Consider the following 20,833-nt stretch of genomic DNA (forward strand, 5'->3'; position numbering starts at 1 on the left):
GGAACTTGTGCTGACGACCAAAAAGCTTTAACGAATTTATCCGACATCAGTTCCAAGCCTTGGACTTTTGTTACTTTTGGGCCAAGCCAAAAGTAAGAGCCCTTCGGTGGCTGACCTGTACCGATTTCATATCGGTAACCGAGGCAAGCCCGAGCGGAGCGAAAGCATTACGATTCCCGCATGCGCGAGAATGACGGATGTATGTTGCCTTCAAGGCTTTAACAGCAAGAAAGGTGCTGAAATAAATTCAGCATGACGATCGTCTTAGACCTACGGGCAAACATGTATGTAAAAGCATAGCTATCGCATTACGATTCCCGCATGCGCGAGAATGACGGATGTATTACGATGGCAAATTCAAAGATTTCTCCACTACGGTCGAAATGACGTTACTATGTACCCCTCCAGTTTCTTAAAAAGAATAAGATTAAGATTGTAAAAGCATAGCGATCGCATACGATTCCCGCCTACGCGAGAATGACGACGGTCTTAATCTGAACCTCGCTATATGCACCTCAATATATGCTCCATGCTATCCGGCATAGGAAATGATGGAAGGAGAAAACGTTAAAGCTTAATCATTACCTTTCCTTCCATCGTTGCATTGAGGCAGCACACACTTTCCGCCCCCTTCGGCGGAACTTGTGCTGACGACCAAAAAGCTTTAACGAATTTATCCGACATCAGTTCCAAGCCTTGGACTTTTGTTACTTTTGGGCCAAGCCAAAAGTAAGAGCCCTTCGGTGGCTAACCGAGGCAAGCCCGAGCGGAGCGAAAGCATTACGATTCCCGCATGCACGAGAATGACGGATGTATGTTGCCTTCAAGGTTTTAACAGTAAAAAAGGTGCTGAAATAAATTCAGCATGACGATCGTCTTAGACCTACGGGCAAATATGTATGTAAAAACATAGCGAAAGCATTACGATTCCCGCATGCGCGAGAATGACGGATGTTATGATGGCAAATCCAAAGATTTCTCCACTACGGTCGAAATGACGTTACAATGTACCCTTTTAGTTTCTTAAAACAATAAGTAAAATCCGAAATTATACAACTAAGGTTTCACCACCAAGGTGCTCCATTTACCACAACATTATCAATTTTAACATCCTGATATTTATTCTTCAAGAAAGGCGTTTTAGTAGTTACCTCCAAATCCTTAAAAAGAAAGTTCGATACTTTATCATCTGGATTCCCATCCATTTCACCAAATTTAGTGGCTTCAACTTTAATGTTCGATAATTTGATGTTTCTAATTGTACCAAAAGGTTTTGCTGTACTGCCTTGCAGATCAAAAAATTGTTTCCATGGGTTTAAGTCGATAATCGATCCACAAGTTCCAGTAATGTTTTCTACAGTAATATTTTCATAAAGCTGAAAGGTATCTCCCCTCATTTTCATTCTCAATATCGGGCAGTTATTATTTACTTTACAATTGCGCATGGTGATGTTGCGGGCGTGGATGCATTCGCTGCCCATGGTTAGGGTGGCATGCGATTCGCCGATGGTGCAGTTTTCGATCAATATATCCTCCACAATTCCATTTTCGGGTAGGTTTTGAGCATCAACCCCTTTACCACCTTTAATGCAAATGGCATCATCATTAACAGAAATGTAACAATTTCTAATGGTTACTTTTTTGCAAACGTCGATGTCGATACCATCGGTGCTGGGTGCTTTTACAGGTCTGAATGGTGAGAGGATATCACAATCCTCGATTAATACATTGTTGCACTGATACAAATGGGTAGTCCAGAAACCGGAATTACGCAATTTTACACCTTTAATATTCACATTATTACAGCCCCAGATAAACAATAAACGTGGCCGGCTTACTTCGAGATTTGTAGCATCTCTACCTGTTTTCTTCACCGAATCGCGGTAAAACCAAAACGTTTTCCAGTATTTTAGTCCGTTGCCATCGATAGTACCGGGACCAGAAATATTAAAACCGGCTACTTTGGTGGCATTAATCAGGGCTGCAAAATATTTTAAACTTCTGCCTTCCATTCTTGAGGGGATAAATGGATAATCCTTAATGTTATCTGATCCTTTAAGTACCGCTCCTTCTTGCAACAGTAAATTGGTTTTGGGCTTAAAAAATAATGCCCCGGTTAGGTACGTACCTTTAGGAATTACAATTGTACCACCTCCTTTTTTAAAAGCCTTATCGATTACACTTTGAATCGCTTTGGTATTCAGTTTTGTACTATCGCTACTTACCCCAAACTTGGTTATTACGTATTCCTGGGCTATAGAATTTAAGCTGATTATGGCAAGAAAAGTGACGAATATTAGTTTTTTGATCATGAACATGGGTAAATATAAATAAATGAGCGTAGAAATCAGGGACGTCATACGATTCGGCACGGTGTTTCGCTATTGCCGTCATTCCCGCGCAGGCGGGAACCTTAATGCAACCTATGAAAACTATTAGGGCATTACGATTCGGCACGGTGTTTCATGCAGCTCTATTTCCAATCAAACGGCAAATACCAATTGGCTGGATCCATCAACTTTGCACGGGTTGCAGTAGCATTGGGATCACCAGCCTTTAACAGTTTTTGATAAACCTTTTCTGCTAAAAAAGCTGGATTGTTCTGCCTGCGGGCAACACGAACTAAATCTGGCCAGCGGTTGCCCTCAAATGCCAGTTCGAGTGCATCCTCATCAATCAATTTACCTTCCAAGCCTAACATATCGGTTTGAAAGCTTACATCAATTGCACGCACATTTGCCCTATTTCTGATGCCTGTATTTCTGTACCATGGCGATTTATAATCTGAATTGCTTCTGGCATCAAAATAATAAGGCGAAGTGGTAGGATATGGTGTTTGCATGGTATTGATCTCGGCAGTAGAAACCGGAGATTTTGCTCCACTTAAATAAGTACCGGTGTAGTAGGTATCCTGAATACCAATATTCAAAAACGCCCAGCCTAGTTTGCTCTGCCCATCACGGTTTGCCGCTTCAGCGAAACGCAAGTGTAACAAGCCCGCTCTATAAATTCCCCATTTACCACCTTTATTAAAACTGCTCAATACAGTATTATTATCCGTTAACTTGGTAATTACCGGACCAGCCGCAGAAGTTTCGTAAGATAATCTACCCCTTGCATCATAAGGTATACCGCTGTATTGCCTTTGCGCATTCCAGTTATCAATTGCAACTTTCGATGGTTTGATCAGGTACTTGCCATACAGAGATGAACAAACATCAACCATTGGATTGCCCGGTTTATAACTTGGGTTATAGGGAATGCCCCAAGAAAACTCCGAATTCCAGGTAATATTATTGGTAGGCTGTATAAACATATTGCGCCAACCACCATCAGTTACCAAAGCACCCTCATCCTGTGCCCTTGTGTAACGTACTATTAGGTCGTTATATGCGCCACCGAGAGCATAAACAACTTTATAGGCATCAAACTGAATATTGATGTTGGTATTGGAATTCTCAACATTCATCACCTTGGCATAATTTTCTGCTGCCTTTAAATAATTGCCCTTCCATAAATATAAATCGCCCAATATAAAGGGTTTACAGATGAATATTTTTTGCGTGTTCTGCCCATCAATGGCCACATTTAATGCATTGCCTGTTGGGTACGAGTAAACTTCCTTGTAAGGCAGCTTTTCAGTAAAATCAATCAGTCGGGTTAAAAGCTCATCGAAAGATATGCGCGGATAAAGGCTTAAATTTTTAACATCCTCTACCTTTTCAACAGGATCGGTGATGTATGGAATGCTACCATACTGCGCACCCAATTGTAAATAGATAAAACTGCGCAAAGCACCCAGATCGGAGTAATGTTTATTATAATCATCAACACTCATCCGGTGATCGGCAAGCATTAAATTGAAGTTTTTAAGCGCATCGTTAATGTTCAAAATCACGTTGTAATATGGCCTTGGATCGATATAAGGATTATCTTTACTCGTGGTGTGGTTGGATAGCTGCTTTAAATATACATCGGCATTTCCGGTAACATCTACCAGATCGCCACGAAGTTCGTTTTGTAAAATGTATAACTTTTCAAGGCCCAAAAACTGTCCGTAAGCACCAATTACAGCTGCATCGGCATCACCTACGTTCCGGTAGGCATTGGTAATATCCAATTTATCTTCAGGTACTTCATCTGTAAGTTTTTTGCACGACCATGAACCTGTTGCAAGCAGGGCTACTGCTAAAAGGGCAATAACTTTTTTATTAAAATCCATCTTCATCTTTTTATACATTATCAATTATAAACCAATTCTAACACCAAGTTGGAACGACCTGAACTGGGGTTCTAGTGTGGTATCTACACCCTGCGTAAATATGCTCCCAGAGGCACTAAACTCAGGGTCGTAACCCCAGGTAATTGGTTAAAGTGAATACATTATTAGCCGTTGCATAAAGCTTTGCATACTTAATTGCTTTTGCTTTTAGCGGCACATTATAGGTTAAATTCAAGGTGCGCAGGCGGAAATAAGATCCGTCTTCTATCCACCTGTCAGAAAATTGTGCATTGCCCATCGGGTCGCCATAACTCGCTTTCGGCACATTGGTAACCTGGCCTTCTCCACGCCAACGGTTGCGCACTAGATCAGTTTGGTTGTAATAGCTGTTTCCAGATTCGAGTACCGAACGGGTATAGTTGTAAATATCGTTACCGGCCACAAATGAGAACAACACATCCAAACTCCAGTTTTTATAGCTGAAGGTATTGTTAATACTTCCATAAACATCAGGGTTAGGATCGCCGATTACCACACGGTCGGCATCATTGATAATTTTATCACCATTGGTATCAATAAACCTGGTATCTCCACCGGTAAATGGCACCAACGCACCTGCACTGTTTCTAATCGATAAACCAGCGGCACTAGCTTCGGCTGTGGTGGCATATACTCCATTGGTGCGCTGACCGTAAAATAAATTAGCTGTTTGGCCAACTCTTGTTAAATAGGTACCATTGGCATAGCTGGTTAAAATATCGGTACTGCCGGGCAGGCTGTTTATTTTATTTTTATAGGTACCCAGGGTGATGCCTAAATCCCATTTGAATGTTTTATTTAAAATGCGGCTGTTTAAACCAAAATCCAATCCTGAGGTACGCATACCGCCCTGATTATCGATATAAGAATTGATCCCTCCTACTGATGCTACAGGAACATAAGCCAGCATTTTGCTGGTGGTATGGATATAATAATCGAGGCTCAGACTTAAACGTTCATTAAAAAATGAAGCATCTATACCGGTGTTGAATTTGGCTACCTGCTCCCATTGGATGCCAGGGTTGGCAATGTTGCCACGCACAAGGCCTTGTAAACCCAACAGGTTTTGCGATACATAATACTGCCTGTTGTTATAATTGCCAATATCATCGTTACCAACCAGGCCATAGCTTAATCTCAGTTTCAACAAATCGATGTATTTATAATTGTGCATAAAATCTTCAGAAGAGATTAACCATGCCCCACTTAAAGCCGGTAAAATAGCCGATTTATTGCCCAGGATATCCAAACCATAACCGCCGATATAACGTACCGATGAAGAAATATCTTTACGGCCAAACCTTGATGATTGATCAACAGCGGCATTTAAACTTAAATAATACTTATCCTTATAATTGTAGTTGGCAGTAAAATAACTGTTCAGGTTACTCCATTTGCCAATATCGCCACCAAAAGAGCGTAATGCGGCATTACTGTTGCCAATGCTGATTAAAACATCAGTTGCGGAGTTGTAACCAATGGCAAAATCCTGTTCGCTCTGGCTCGAGGTAAAACGCGTACCCAATGCGGCATGCAGGGTATGGCCCTTGCCAAACCTCCGGTCGAAACTTAAATGTAAATCATCAAAAACACTAAAGTAACGGATTACCTGGGTACCCAGCTTACTATCGCCAATGGTGGTTGGTAAAATTTCGTTGGTTACGCCTTTACGTGGAATAAACAAAGTTTCCTGCGTTTTATCATAGGTTAAACCAGTTAGGTTAGAAAGTTTAAATGTTTTGCTGAATGCGTAATCAAAATTAATGTTACCAAAAAAGCGGTAAGCTTTCTTCTGGTTCAGTCCCTTTTCAATCAGTGCCCTAGGGTTACTTACCCCCAGGGTATCATATTCGGCCAGGTTTGGCGAAACTGCTCCTGATGCACTGATTTCATTTACCGCTAAAAACGGTGCTTTTACAAGCGATAGAAAAATAGGATTCGTACGGGCAGACAAGCCCTGATCTTTTAACCGCTGTTCGGTATAAGTAAAAGATAAATTGGTGTTTCCGGTAAGTTTTTTGGTGAGGTTTAGATCACTGTTAAAACGCATGGAGTATTTATTGTTGCTGGTAGAATCAATTACGCCCTTATCGGATGAATAACCTGCAGATAGTGCATATTTTGCAATGTTATCGCCCCCGCTTACTTTTAAAAAATAGCTTTGATCGATACTGTTTTTGAAAACCTCGTTCTGCCAATCGGTATTTTGATGGTACATGGAGTAAGTTGGATTGGTTGCCGGGTTCGGATCATCGTTCATATAAGGTTTGGCGGCAATAGCAGTGGCACTTAAACCCTGGCTTTTTAAAACATCAGACAAATAACTCCGGTAATCATCTACCCCCATTACCTTAATGCTTTTAGGTTTTAGGTTGATCCCTGTATAGGCAGAAAAATCGATCGTTGTGGCCAAATCTTTGGCGTGGTTTGTAGTAATGATCATTACCCCATTTGCAGCCTTACTGCCGTAAACAGCAGCGGCAGAAGCATCTTTAATGAGGCTGATGTTTTCGATATCACGAACATCAATAAATTGCAATGGATTATTTTTATGGCCTGTTGTTAACGATGTACCGTAAGAATTTGCATCGTAAACCATACCATCTACTACATACAACGGTTGGTTTGTGGCATACAATGAAGTAAAACCCCGTACAAACACATCGGCACCAATACCCGGTGTACCCGATCTCCTGATTGCATTTACACCCGCCATACGGCCTTGCAAATAACTATCTGGGGTTTCAGAATTAACTGTCCACCCGCCCTGAGGACTCAGGTAGCTTATGGCAGACTCTGATCTGGCCAGGTTTTGTGTACCTGCAGGCAATGTTACCTCAGTAAACAAAGAGTTGTAGCTGTTGGGATAAATTTTAATGGTAGCCAGTTTACCTTTATGTACAGGTAATAATTTGGTGTGGTAATTGGTAAAGCTGATTAAAATTGTGGCATTATAATCGGGTACTACAATGCTGAACTTTCCATTGTTATCGGTTAAAGCACCCGAAAAATCGGTTACGGTAAGTTTGGCTCCGGTTACGGGCTTATTGGTATAACCATCTACCACAACGCCTGTTATTCTTTGGCCAACCAACCGTTTTTGCTTCACTTTTACCGTTGTGGTATCGGTACTGTACTGGCTCGAATCTGTTTTGCCGGTATCGGTTTGCTGTGCAAAAGCCAAGGCGGGGCACACGAGGGCAAACAGCGCAATTAAAATTCCTTTTCGTATGATGGTAAAATTATGCATAGTCTTTTATTGAGTCAGATTACTTAATTAAGGAAGAATAGGTTCAAATCTCAGGTAATCTAGAATGAGCGTATTTTGGTTAACCGAAGTTACGTTTGCCGATATTAAGCGCAGTTGCAACAGCCCATATTGTTGTGGTGTATAATCGCCTAGGTAAACTTCTGTATAATTTAAAGGCGTTACTGTTTGCGTGGCAAACACATCGTAAACCAGGGTTGTTGGGTTAAATATAAAATAGCGCTGGGTAAAGTTGGCCACCTGTGCATCACCAGGGCCACCTGAAATGGCTCTTGCGTAAACTTTGTATTTCACATTTGCAACGGTTGATAGGTATTGAACATAATATTCGGCAATACCATGGTTGTACACTTCAATATCCTTATATGGCAAGCCCTTATCATCCAGTTTAAGCCGGTAAAGCGTATTACCCGATCTGTCTGATCTAAAACCAGAAGGCAGTTCGCCCTCAATTTTAAAGGTTGGCACTTTATCTTTGGTTCTGAAAGGCATGGCATTCATTACATATACAATTCCGTTACTGGCGCGGTATGATTTTACAATAGCCGATTTTTTAATTGGAATTTTAACCCCTCTGGTAGAAATCAGCGTATCTGGTAATTTATCAAGGGTATACAATCCTTTTGCCACCAGATCGCGCACCAATATAAATGCGCCTCCATTTGGGTAAAAAGGTTCTAAACGGTTACGTTCTGTAGTAAAAGTTGCATCCTGCAACATGAAAAAAGTGTATTGCTGGTTTTCCGTACGTAAATCGGCAACACTGTTCCAATAGGTATTTCTTGATACCATTGGCGGGTTTGGCGCAAATATCGGGTTGCCTAATGCATTGTAACCAATAATTGTGGCATTAGCGGTATCAATTACCTGGGTAGATAAGTTGGCGATGTAATTGGTTTGGGTGGGTGCATCGGTACTGCTGAGCATAAAATCCCAAACATTTAACTTGGTTGGCACCGCCTTATCAATTACATATAAAGCACCGTTTTTAACAAAGGCAGGAGTGCCTACAACAGCGGCTTCTTCGAATGTAGCACCAATCATGGTAGCATATTTTTTGTTTTGCAGCAACACTCTTACAGTATCGGCAATGCCTTTTGGTGCAGTGGTGGCAGTTAAGCCAATATGATTGGCCACAAAATCTTTCAATTTTAAAGGATCACTCACAATTGCTGCATCAAGCGTTGCCAATGCATCATTGGTGGGTGCCCAAACCGTATATGTTTGCGATGAGCTTAACAGTTTATCATAACCTGTGCTCCTCACATATTCAGTAAACTTACTCAGGTTGGGCTGGCCGGCAATTTTTTGTAAAAGATCGGTGGTATTATCCACATTTACAATCGCTGTATGCTCCTCCATTGCATTTTTGCATCCCCCCAGCCAAAGCACAATGCCCAGTAACAATATGGTATGTAGTATATTTTTTCTCATTAGTTATTTCGGTTATCTCCCTATTACAAGCGTTTATTTTATTTCTAAATGAGGTTGCACCACCAATTTAATGGTGCAACCTGATTATTAATGGTTTAGGGTTTTTGAAAAATCAGACCGTCTTTACCTGGTGAAAACCTTGGATAATTCTGGTCATCGTTTTCCGGTATAAATTGAATCATATCCAACCAGGTATTGCTGCTTGTTTCTGCACCGCCAACCATGGTTAACCTAATCCAGTGCCTATCAGTAGTCGTAATGTTTACTGTTCCCGCTAATCTGCCGGTTGCAGTTGGCCAGTTATTTTTAACAGCAGGCTGAATCAGGCCAGCATTGCCATTTTTATCTTTATCGTTTGTAGTAGCCAGATAGCGTTTAAAGCCCTGTGCCAACATCAAAGGGTCTGAACTTGGTAAAGCAGCTCCTGCATCAGTCATACCCGATGAAGTGAGCGATTGCCTGAAATCAACAAGATTTGGTAAAATCTGAGCATCAGGCGTGCCAATATCCATACCTATCTGGCAAAGTGGACCGCTGCCAAACTGGCTATAACAGATCCAAACCTTGTATTTACCCTTAACCAACATTGGCGTTTTTAACTCTACCCAAATTGCGCGATTTGCATTTGTTAAACCCATTGAAAGGTTCAATTTATCGTCGTAAGCAATTCTTCTTGTAGCACCGAAAATAGAGACGAAATAATCGTAATTCTGAGGAAGGGTTGCCTTTGCAGCATTATTTACTCTCATTCCTGACAAAATAGAGGCTCCATTTGCAAACAATGGGATTGTACCGCTGGTTGCACCATTTCTGCCACGCCAGATGGGATTTGCTTTTAGTTCTGGTTGGTCGCAAACATCAAAAAATACGCCTGTTGGATAACGCACCTTAATGGAGTAAAGGTTTTTAGACTCATGAATTACGCCATTTGCAGTGGTGATATTGCTGAAGGTTCTGTTTAATTCCACTCCAGGCTCCAATACACCGTTAAATTCATCATCATTTAATAAAATCCGCTGGTTAACATATTTGGTGGTTACTACCTCTTTTGGTGCAAGGGTATTAATGGTAGTTGATGAGATGATATCGGGCGTATAAGCTGCACCTGCCGAAATGTGATAGGCTACATATAACCATAAACTATCGGTATGGCTTTTAGGATTGCCTGTTTTTGAAAATTTGGCTTTAAAGGCTTCATAACTGCTGTAGCCGGCTTTTACCAATGCAGAATCTGATTCGATAATAGCCGTTTGCAATCTTCTGGTGGTATCTGTAACGGTTGATGAAGCTACATTTAAGGAATCGAAAAAACCAGTTTCTTTTAAGGCCTGGGTAAAATACTTGTAACGCCCGCTGGCCTCGATGGTTTGTGCAGTTGTTAATGTTGCAGGGATTAATACATGATCGATTACATGGATAATGCCATTACCCAACCTTACATTCGACTGGCTTATTTTTGCCTGTTTGTTTACAATAATGCTGCTTACCCCGCCTTCGTTTACGCCACCTGTTTGCAGGTACTGGCCATATAAAGTTATTTGTGGCAATTTTCCATCTGTAAAGCGGTTGGTTGCAACAGTATCGGGCAATAAATGGAATTTAACCATATCTTTCGATTGCTCTACACTTAAATCGGCTACGTTCGCTTTGCCAATACCTTTAAGCCAGGCGGTTACGGCATCGTTGGTCGGTGTAAATAAGGTGTACCTGCCATAAGCACCTAAATAGCCAGCCGTGCCCGAACGCTCTACTATCTGCCTCATTAAAGAGAACCTGTCTGGGTATTTATCTAAATAGCCGGTAATGTTTACATCATCTGTAGTGGCTAAAGTGTACGATTCTCTTTTACATGCATTTATAAATATAAAAGCAATAACACAGATCATCGCCAATTTGGCTAGGCTGCGTACATTTTGATTATTTTTCATCATGCTAAAATTTATTTGGTGTAAAATGGATTTTGGACAAGTTTTGAATCGGCAAAAAGCTCGTTCTCGTTAATCGGTAAATAATGGCTGTTTACATCCCTGAACTTGGCTATTGCCGATTGCTGTACAGCTGGTGATACCGTTCGGGCGACCATTTCGAGCAGTACGTTTAAACGGCGATAATTTTCATGTTTTGCTATGCGCAATAAATCATACCAGCGTTTGCCTTCAAAAGCAAATTCCCGCGATCGTTCAGCCAAAATATAATCGCATATGGCATCCTTATCATTTTCATCGGGAGTTTCTTCTGTTGTTTTAACCGCATTTCTTTTTAACCTTAAATCTTTAATGAGGGTAATGGCATCTGCTCCACCACCGGTATAGGCCAAAGCCTCGGCCTTTAGCATCCAGATATCGGATAAGCGGTAAGCCTGCCAATTTACATATGAAGGGTTTTCGCTACCAAATTTTATTATGCTGTTGTCTCCGCTGTAAAAATTAGCGGCGCGGATATCGTAAATCCGGTCTGGGTCTACATCATCAGGCGTAAATATATCGGAGGTTAAAATACCTGAAGCTATAAAGCGTTTTTTAGATTGTATCAGTAAGTTATAGAATACGTTGTTTACCGAATTTTTATTTGAAAATTCGAAAATGGTTTCTGTTGAACTGCCATTAAAAAACACATTGTTGTACCAACCCGAACCTGCACCCTGAACGGCAAATTTCTGCGAATCCATAATTTTGTTGCATTCGGTAATGCAGGCTGCAAAATTATCCATCCATAAATACACATCGGCCAGCAAAGCATTTACTGTAAACTTTGTAATTCTGCCTTTGTCTGATACGGTATTTCCGTAGGTGCTTACCGCGCCTGCTTCGGCCTTTTTTAAATCGGCCACAACCTGATTTAAAACATCTGCACCTGGTGTTTTAACAAGCTCCTGCAAATCGGTATCTTTTGATGAGGAAGTTAATTTTAATGGCACATCTCTAAACGTTTTAACCAGGTAGAAATACATCATGCTCCTTAAAGCCAAAGCTTCACTCAGGTAGGCATTTAATTGTGCATCGGTTAAAGTAGGGTCGTTTTCTTTTACGGCGGGCGCAAAATCCAATACGGTATTGCAAAAGTTAATGGTGCGGTAAAAAGCAGCCCAACTGGTTAAGGTATTGCTTTGCACAATGTTGTTATCAAAAATATCTTTCTCCTCTGTTGTTCCACTCGGCCCGGCATCAATCATATCGGCACGTATTTCGCCATATATAAACATATACTCGGTTAAAGCCTTATCATTAATCCCTGGAGGAGGTGCCAGTAAGGAAGCATAACAACCTGCAACCGCAGCTTGTATATCTTCTTTGGTTTTCCAAAAGCCCTGACGTGTAATGCCATCCCTGGGCTGTAAATCCAACCATTTTTTGCATGAGCTGCTCATGATCAGCATCATGATTATGCCTGTACTATATATAATCTTTTTCATCCTGTTGCTGATTAAAAATTTGCTGTTAAACCAAGAGTAACTGTTTTTATTGGCGGGGTGGTGGAGTTATCAACCACGGTAGAAAATGCCGTGAGCTTTACCGGCACTTCCGGATCCTGGCCTGTATATTTGGTAAAGGTTAAAATATTCTCTACCATTAAATTTGCGCTTAAACTTTTCATACCCAGTCTTTTCATAAAGTTTTTACTGAAATCGTATTTCAGGGTTACACTGCGCAAACGCAGGTAAGAGCCATCTTCTACATACCTATCAGAGCCTAAAAAGTTATATCCGGTGGCATATACTGCTCTTGGCATATCGGTAACGTCGCCTTCGGCTCTCCACCGCCTTAGTACCGCAGTACTTTGGTTGCTAAAACCATTCATATTGGTGGTGGTAATTTTTGTTCCGTTAATAATCTGGTAACCTGTACGGTAGCTAAAGTTGGCACCAAAACGGATGTTGCCATTAATGGTAATTCCGGTACCAAAACCACCTGTTAAGTTTGGATTACTGTTACCTAAATACACAATATCCTTATAGTCGATATTTCCATCATGGTTAATGTCTTCATACATCGCATCGCCGGGCTGAAAAACGTAATCAACAGATGGATAAGCGAAACGCATGTACACTTTTTGTCCGTTTGGACCAACAATCTGGTTGCCGCTATCATCAAGGGCAATGGTTGAATTTAAATCTTTGTAAACTCCTTTAAACTTGAACCCGTAAAAAGAGCCAAACGGGTTGTTTTCCTGGATGTAAACCTTAAATACATTATTGGAAGTAATTTTTCCTTTATTTTCTCGAGGGTAAAGCGGATCAATTTCGCGGATGATATTCTCATTGTGCGAGATATTGAAACTAAAATCCCATCTAAAATTTTTCTTTCTGATCAGTGTAGCATTCAGGTTAAATTCCCAGCCCTGGTTATCCATCGTACCCACGTTAAGATCTACACCCGAATAACCATTATAGGTTGGTATGGCAATGCCAGGATAAAATAAATCGGTAGTTCGTTTACGGTAAACATCAAAATCCATATTAATGGCATTTTTGAACATGTTAAGGGTAAGGCCAAGGTTGGATTGGGCTACTTTTTCCCATCTTAAATCTGATAATTCGAGATTGCTTGAATACACGCCAGACATGCCCAGGTAACTGAAACCGTAATTTTGATAAGTGTTTAAATAGGTATAATCTCCACGTGGTGCATTACCTACAATACCATAACTTGCCCTGAAACTAAAATCGTCGATAAACTTTTCAGTTCTTTTCATAAAAGGTTCGCCAGATACCCTCCACCTTAACGATGCTGATGGGAAAACACCATAACGGTTGTTTGGCCCGAACTTAGAGTTACCGTCGCCCCTTATCCCTGCATTAAAAATATAACGGTCTAAAAATTTGTACTGCGCATTTAACAGCAAACCCACCGAACGACTTTGGGCATATGATGAATATACAGAGCCAACGGCATTTGTTCGTCCATCGATAGATGGATCGGCAAGGTAAGATGATGCGGTATTGGTTGCAAACATCCCCTGCCCTGTTCTGCGGCTATCGTTGCTATCAAATCTTGCAAAGGCAATCAGATCATGTTTTTTACCTAACTCTGGCGTATAAGCCAAAGTAATGTTGGATGCCATTGTAAATCCATCACCGTCAACATCACCTGTAGAGTTTACCACAGCATCGGTAAACAGCTTACCCGTTGCAATTTGAGGCAAAAAGGTTTTGGTTTTTGAATTGTTAATATCTACCTGAAAGTTTGCATTTAACCTTAAACGGTCGGGTACTATTTGGTACTGTAATGAAAACTTCGGAATTACCCTTTCGCCAAGCTGATGGTTACTGGCTGCATTTGCCATAGCCAATGGATTATATGTACCTGGGTAAGTGCCCTGGGCGGTAGCCAGCGGACTAAAATAATTTGAAGTAAGGTTGCCATATTCATCGTACTCGTAAACAGATTGGTTGGGCATTTTTTGATAAGCAATATCCCTGACTTTGGTGCTGTAAAGATTTTCGTTATCGATATGTGTGTACACGATATCTGCACTGAACCTAATTTTTGTAGATACCTGGTAATCTAAATTTACACGGGCACTTAAACGGCCCAAACTTGTACCCCTGGTTGTACCTTCCTGGTTAAAATAATTTAATGATGCACGGTATTTGGCCTTTTCGCCCCCACCGGAAATAGAAAGGTTATGATCCTGAAGATACCCAATCCTGGTGATGGCTTTTAACCAATCGGTGTTGTTGCTGTAATTAAAATAGTTATAAGGGTCGTTCGGATCGTATTGAAACTCTTTGGCAAACTCAGAAGTAGAAAACTGACGGCCGGCGTTGTAAAATTCTTCCAGCACTAGGGTAGAATATTGGTTACCATTTAACATGGGTACCGGACTTGGCTGTTTAGAGTATGAACCTTTAAAATTATAAGAAATAGTTGGCGGCCCCATAGTTCCTCTTTTGGTATTGATAACCAAAACACCATTTGCTGCCCTCGAACCCCAGATGGCTGTTGCCGCAGCATCTTTTAACACACTAATATCTTTAATATCTGATGGCGCAATGTTTAATAACTGGCCGTAATTGGTTTCATCAGAAGTTGCAAAGTTAAAATCAGATGGAATAGTAATGTCGTAAGGCATACCATCTACCACGATTAAAGGATCTACAGCACCATTTATAGAAGATGTACCACGGATGCGGATCTGCATGGGTGCACCTGGATCGCCACTGCTTGCTGCAATATCCAAACCTGCCAAACGGCCCTGCAAAGCCTGATCGATAGAGGCGGCCTGCATATCTTCAAGCTCTTTGGCGTTAATGGTACCAATAGCAGAAGTTTGATCACGCTTATCAATGTTCATTCCGCTACCGTTATCGGCTTTGGCTTTCGAAACAATCTGAACCTCATCCATCTGGTTATCAGCCGACTCCAGCTGAAAGTTAATTGTTGCCTTATCAATGGCAATTGGTGCGGTTGATTTATAGCCAATGTAAGAAACTGAAATTCTATAGGTTTTATCTGCTACGGGCAAAGTATAGTTACCATCAATATCTGATGATACGCCTTTTATAACCCTGCGGTCTTTATCAACAATTACAACCGAAGCACCGATAATGGGCTGTTTATCTTTTTTATCAATAATCTTTCCCCGCACGTAGTTAATTTGCTGCGCACTGGCAATTGCAGACGCAAATAAAAAGCACAGCAAGGCTAATAAACGTAAAGTATATTTTTTAGTCATATCGGTTAGAATTGATATTTTAAGTAATTATTGATCTGATGGATTACTGTGCGGTTTGATAAAACATTACTTCTATCTGTTGGCCCCAAAAGCACATTGGCTGTTCTGCCGATTACATCCCTAAGCATTAGTGTAGTGGTTGTATTTAATGCTATGGTAATTTTTGCCGCATCGCCACCATCGTTTTTCATCAGGGTTTCAAACTGCCCGATCTTTTGTCCATCGCTTACAACGGTGTTTTTATTGATGATATGATATAGTAAGAATTTACTCACTCTGGTAACATCCGAACCATCTGTAGGCGCAGTGGTGGGTATGCCCGTAGTTACATTTCCTGGTAAAACACCATCTTTCACCGCCTGCATTATGGCCGCATTGGTAGGAATGAAAACAGTATAATTTACACCTTCTACCGTACCTTGTATAACCCCGGTTGCCTTGGTATATATAATGTTGTTGTTTAACAGTTGAAAAAAGTAATAATAGGGATCAGTGGTTAGGGTTCCATATTTTTCGATGTGTTTACCAATATTAAGCACAGTATACGTAAGTGCTTCTTTTCCATAAACCGCTGCTCCGTTCACTGGTGTGGTACTAATGGAATCGATCGGGATACTTTGTTTGGCAACCGATACGCTATCCTGTGTACCTGATGAAATCAGTTTACCGCTAGCATATTTTACGTACTCGCCGTTAGAAGCTTCCAAAATTCCAGAGCCTGTAGCAAAATTAGGCACTGCCCTATCGCCAAGGGCAATAATATGTGTTTGCAGAATTCGTTTAAGGGCTACTAAATCGCCTCTGATCGGGGCAGATGCAAAAAACGGATCGTAATTGAAACCCATTTTCCTTAGCGTTACATCAGGAATCATTACCACCAGATATCGCAATGTTGGTGTTTTTAGAGGAGCAGTAAGTCCAAAATAAATCAGCGCCTGCTTCATTACATTGTAATCAGGATCCAGGTTTACATTGCCATAAACTGTCGAAAATACATTTGCATTTTGTGCTTTGTTAATACCGTATAAAAAGCCATTGCTCAGCGCTTGCTTATCTACCACATCAGCTGCTACACGGGTTGTAAAATCGTTTAAGGCGTTTGGTGTTGTGGCAAATTTGCTTGGCCAAACCGTTGTGGTAAACAGGTGTGAGTTTACAAAATCCTTAATAACATCAGGTGCGGATACATATAAATCGTTAAGGTTGTTTACGCCTTTTTTCTTCCAGTATTTTAATAATACAGTTTGTGCATAGGCATTAACAGCAGCATTTGTGGGTGCAAAAATGCTATAAGAACCTTGTTGAGCATCATTTGCATCAACTTTTAAATAATTTTCGTTGTTTGGCGAAAAAGCCAGTAAAGTACTGTAAGTTTTGGCATAAACATTGGCTGTTTTACCACTTAATACCTCGTAGCGGTGAGAAATGTCGGTATTTAACGAATAAGTAACAAACTTATCCAAAAGGCCTTTAAAAACACTGTAATCAGGCTTTTCATTAATATATTGATCGATACTTTGAGGCGGACTTAACACGTTATCGATTACATGGATTACGCCATTTTCGGCAACAATATTCTGCTGCCCATCAATTAACCTTGCCGGCCCTATATTGTTGCCATTGTAAGCAGTATTTGGGTAAAAAAAGTTATAATCAGCCGCAGATAAACCATTAAAGGCCATGTATGGTGATAAGAAATAACTGATATTTTTATTGTTAAAATCGGTTGCCAGATAAGAGCCGTTACGGTTGGCCGCAATTACTTTAATGGCATTTCCATTATTGTCTTTACCATCGTAAACAAAATCGTAATAAACCGTTCTTCTCCTAAAAGCGGTATTTTTCACAAAACCTTTAACGGAGAAAAAATCGCTTAAACGCTCCAACTTTTCGCCATCGTAAACCATTGAGTAACGAACAATTTTTGAAGCAAGATCTATGTTAACTTCTGTTAAGTTATTCTCTTTTAAATAAGCAGCGAAGGCTTCATCAGTTGGTGCAAAAATCGTCCAGGAACCAGCTGAACTTAGGGTTTCTTTGTAACCTGCCTTATCGATACAATCCAGGAATTTGGAAAAATTACCTTTTGCCTGAAGTTGCTGGTAGATGGGTTCACCCAGGTTTTCTGGACGGCCATAAAAGTCATCGAATTCTTTTTTCCGGCAACTGCTCAGGAAAAAAACAACTGTCAAAACGACGATTAAAAATTTGGGTAAAATTTTACTCATAGCAAATTTATTGGATAACGAGAGTCAAAAAATACGGGCAATAAAAGGCTATGAATCTAAATCAATTAGAAGTTTAGGGAGAAAAATTGATCGGAAAGAATGCGTAGAGTTTTATTGCATAGAATTGTATTAACGTTCGTTAATTAAGTTTGGTTAAAAGGTTATCTGGTTAGAATTATTTCTTAAATATAAATAGGTGCCAGAAAATTTCCATCCTGTACTATCCTGTCTTTTTCTTATAAAATATTGCCATAAATAACGTACAAGCGTTCAAGTACATCCTAAATCGATTAATGTCTCCTAAAATTATAATTTGACTTCATTATTAGTAGATTTAATCATACTTAATTTTACGAAAAAGGAGTAATAATTAAATGATTTTAGCTTTTAATTAGCGAATATTATCATCATAAATCCTATCCCAATGGCGGTATAAACTATTCAAAATAGCAATATATACCATAATATTATGTTTTTTCACAGGGAAGAATAAGCAAAAGCTTTAATATCAATAATGGAATGATGGTTCAGGAAAGCTCAATTAAAAGCTGTAATGGTTACCGGCCCGATTAAACCAGAAGGCATTACCTCCCATTTTGAGGCATCAAAATCTTTATAGTTAATATTTACAAAGTTAATTTCGTGGTAATTACGCCATTGGATTTTTTTAATATCCATATCACGGATCCGGTTTGCCATTAAATTAACCACTTCAATTTTGATGGTATTTTGGCCTGCTTTTAAATATTTGCCAACACGGGCCTGAAAAGGGATGCTCCATAAAATGCCAACCTCCTTGCCATTAATCCATACACGCGCGCTTTCATCTACCTCATTCAGGTTTAAAACATATTCTTTAGCAGCTTTTGAACTCAGGTTAAAACTCGAAGTGTAAACCCCAGTACCAGAAAAAGCCTGTAATTTTGGATCGGTCAGGGTTGTCCAGCTTACCAGCTTACTTAAATTCTGATCTGCAGGAAGTTCCGGTCCGCCTTCAGTAAAATGTAATTTCCAGGCTTGATTAAGGTTAATCGTATTTGCAGCTTTATTTAAATAAACCCAAGGCGTATTTGTTGTAGGATTTTTATCAACCTTTAAAAACAGACTCTCGCCAGATTTAAGCTGTACCCGAACTTTTTTATCCCTTGCAGCTGCCAAACCAACATTCGAACTTTGCGGATCCATAATTAAAACCTGTCCACGCTCATTTAAAGCAAGTTCGGTATCAATATCTTGCGCTGTGTGGTTTACCAGGTAATAATACTTGCCTGTTGTTGTTTTTCGTCTGATAAACTCAAGCCCGGTATCGGTTAAAGTTTCTCTTTTAATGGAAACGCTATTTAATGCCTTTTGCACATCATCAGCCAATAAAACCACTCCTTTACCAACTTTAAACTGTTTAATACCATCAGCTCCTGCTGTAAAAATTAATTTAGCCAAAACGGCTTTAAACTGTGCTCTACGTGCTTCGAGATTATTTAAACCGGGAACATCTTTAGGTAATGCCTGAAAAATTACTTTTGCACCATTATTGGCGAGTTTTATAATTTGATTAAGTGTTTCTAAATTGATCATTTCGCACTGCGGAACAATTAACACCTGATAGGGTGCTGCAGCGGCATTGGTACTGATCAAAGCCTGGCTAACCGTTGATTGTTTTAACAACCTATCGGATGCAAAATCAAATGAATAACCTGATTTGGATAACGCTTTCGATAATTTATAAAATGCCGTTGGATGTAACCACTCATCAACATCGTGTACTTTTAGGGCCATATCCAAACCATTAGCCTTATTCCAAACATCGTAAACCGGCCAGTAGATTAAAATTTCATTATCTGGTTTTCCTGATTGCAGAATGGATTGACAACGGGCGATATAATTGTTTAAGCCCTGCGCTTGCGGCCACAAACTGTTGTTCGGGTTCATTTCTACCGAAGCATAAAACAGCCATCCGGGCCAGGGTACATTTGCGGGCGAGTTGGTAGTGCCATGATAAAAAATATGGTTAATGCCTGAGAGGAACAATTGCTCGGCCTCTGGCTTACATTGTGAAAAGGATGTTTTAAAATGCTCGGTTAACCAGGTAAAGGTTTCGGAAGAAGTTAGTTTTTTACCGCCCGTATGTGCCGCAGAAGAGGCAAATTTACTCATTATGGGATCTGGATCCACATTACGGACATCTCCTGCATCGCGTCTGATGCCTTTGATTGGAAAATAACTCGAACCAAATGTTTCCGTTTCAGGAATATCGACTGCGCCATAAAGATCAAGCAGGTTGCCTGGTGAACCATGCGACTGGTTTTTGGTAACCGATTTTAGCTGATGTGCCCAATTGGTCCAGTTTTGCGTAAAATTATGGAGTAAGAGTTCATCCATGGTTTCGCGGTAATCAGATTTTAGGCGGGCTATATTTGTATCTGTAGAATCTTTACCGTTTAAATCTTTAAGGTGAGCGGCCAGATCGTAGCCCCTGTTTTTCTTAAATTCCTGAAAGAAAGTTGGCGTCCAGGTTGCGCCATACACTTCATAACTGTCGTTAAAAAACGAGCGGATACCTTGTGGTTTGCCACCAAAAGCATCCGAAAATCTTTTCAGGTAAATGTTTACCGCATTTTTATCAAGGTGATCTAAAGTAAAACCTTCTCCGCCAGGTGCTGCGCGCTTAACCATTTGCCTGGTTTTACCTGCAAAAGCAGCATAAATATCCCAATTACCGCTCGCTGGCGACCAATTTAGAAATCCGTCAGACTGAACTTTACCAAGCAGGTCGATTACCTCGCCATTGTTTCCATAAGCAGTTAAAGCTTGTAACTGCGCAAAATCCTGTTTAGCCTCCTTAACTTTAATGGCTTCAGTTAACTTTTCGCCAGCTTTTAGTGAGTATTGTTGCGTGATGAGTTTTGTGGCAGCTTGATCGGGCTTAATCTGCGGACCGCCAAACGGCCAGCCTGTACCTGTATTCAT

9 protein-coding genes are annotated in these 20,833 nt (G+C 40.4%); all 9 read right to left on the minus strand.

Annotation, left to right across the window (positions count from 1 at the left end):
• Positions 1-1,064: 1,064 nt before the first annotated feature.
• Positions 1,065-2,312 (minus strand): glycoside hydrolase family 28 protein, encoded by a 1,248-nt coding sequence (locus tag AC0IWE_RS06125; protein WP_471792357.1) that lies wholly within the window; start codon positions 2,310-2,312, stop codon positions 1,065-1,067.
• Between the two features lie 161 nt (positions 2,313-2,473).
• A complete protein-coding gene (locus AC0IWE_RS06130) occupies positions 2,474-4,222 on the minus strand; it encodes a RagB/SusD family nutrient uptake outer membrane protein (RefSeq protein WP_471792358.1) in 1,749 nt (582 codons plus the stop codon).
• Positions 4,223-4,343: 121 nt separating this feature from the next.
• Positions 4,344-7,511 (minus strand): SusC/RagA family TonB-linked outer membrane protein, encoded by a 3,168-nt coding sequence (locus tag AC0IWE_RS06135; RefSeq protein ID WP_471792359.1) that lies wholly within the window; start codon positions 7,509-7,511, stop codon positions 4,344-4,346.
• A 27-nt stretch (positions 7,512-7,538) separates the two neighbouring features.
• Positions 7,539-8,963, minus strand: coding sequence for a fasciclin domain-containing protein (locus tag AC0IWE_RS06140; protein ID WP_471792360.1), 1,425 nt, complete (start codon positions 8,961-8,963; stop codon positions 7,539-7,541).
• Positions 8,964-9,058: 95 nt separating this feature from the next.
• Positions 9,059-10,894, minus strand: coding sequence for a fasciclin domain-containing protein (locus AC0IWE_RS06145; RefSeq protein WP_471792361.1), 1,836 nt, complete (start codon positions 10,892-10,894; stop codon positions 9,059-9,061).
• 8 nt (positions 10,895-10,902) lie between these two features.
• Positions 10,903-12,375, minus strand: a complete 1,473-nt coding sequence (locus AC0IWE_RS06150; protein WP_055906166.1) for a RagB/SusD family nutrient uptake outer membrane protein — start codon at positions 12,373-12,375, stop codon at positions 10,903-10,905.
• Between the two features lie 11 nt (positions 12,376-12,386).
• Positions 12,387-15,638: a SusC/RagA family TonB-linked outer membrane protein gene (locus AC0IWE_RS06155; RefSeq protein ID WP_471792362.1), complete on the minus strand. Its 3,252-nt coding sequence runs from the start codon at positions 15,636-15,638 to the stop codon at positions 12,387-12,389.
• Positions 15,639-15,643: 5 nt separating this feature from the next.
• Entirely contained in the window at positions 15,644-17,866 is a 2,223-nt protein-coding gene (locus AC0IWE_RS06160; protein ID WP_471792363.1) for a fasciclin domain-containing protein, read from the minus strand.
• Between the two features lie 537 nt (positions 17,867-18,403).
• A complete protein-coding gene (locus tag AC0IWE_RS06165; RefSeq protein ID WP_471792364.1) occupies positions 18,404-20,833 on the minus strand; it encodes a glycosyl hydrolase in 2,430 nt (809 codons plus the stop codon).

The organism is Pedobacter sp. AC402, assembly GCF_979252805.1.

Excerpts from the sequence above, each read along its gene's own strand:
- AC0IWE_RS06150 (WP_055906166.1), bottom strand. The coding sequence starts at position 12,375 with ATGAAAAAGATTATATATAGTACAGGCATAATCATGATGCTGATCATG.
- AC0IWE_RS06140 (WP_471792360.1), bottom strand. The coding sequence starts at position 8,963 with ATGAGAAAAAATATACTACATACCATATTGTTACTGGGCATTGTGCTT.
- AC0IWE_RS06145 (WP_471792361.1), bottom strand. The coding sequence starts at position 10,894 with ATGATGAAAAATAATCAAAATGTACGCAGCCTAGCCAAATTGGCGATG.
- AC0IWE_RS06130 (WP_471792358.1), bottom strand. The coding sequence starts at position 4,222 with ATGGATTTTAATAAAAAAGTTATTGCCCTTTTAGCAGTAGCCCTGCTT.
- AC0IWE_RS06135 (WP_471792359.1), bottom strand. The coding sequence starts at position 7,511 with ATGCATAATTTTACCATCATACGAAAAGGAATTTTAATTGCGCTGTTT.
- AC0IWE_RS06155 (WP_471792362.1), bottom strand. The coding sequence starts at position 15,638 with ATGACTAAAAAATATACTTTACGTTTATTAGCCTTGCTGTGCTTTTTA.
- AC0IWE_RS06125 (WP_471792357.1), bottom strand. The coding sequence starts at position 2,312 with ATGATCAAAAAACTAATATTCGTCACTTTTCTTGCCATAATCAGCTTA.
- AC0IWE_RS06165 (WP_471792364.1), bottom strand. The coding sequence starts at position 20,833 with ATGAATACAGGTACAGGCTGGCCGTTTGGCGGTCCGCAGATTAAGCCC.
- AC0IWE_RS06160 (WP_471792363.1), bottom strand. The coding sequence starts at position 17,866 with ATGAGTAAAATTTTACCCAAATTTTTAATCGTCGTTTTGACAGTTGTT.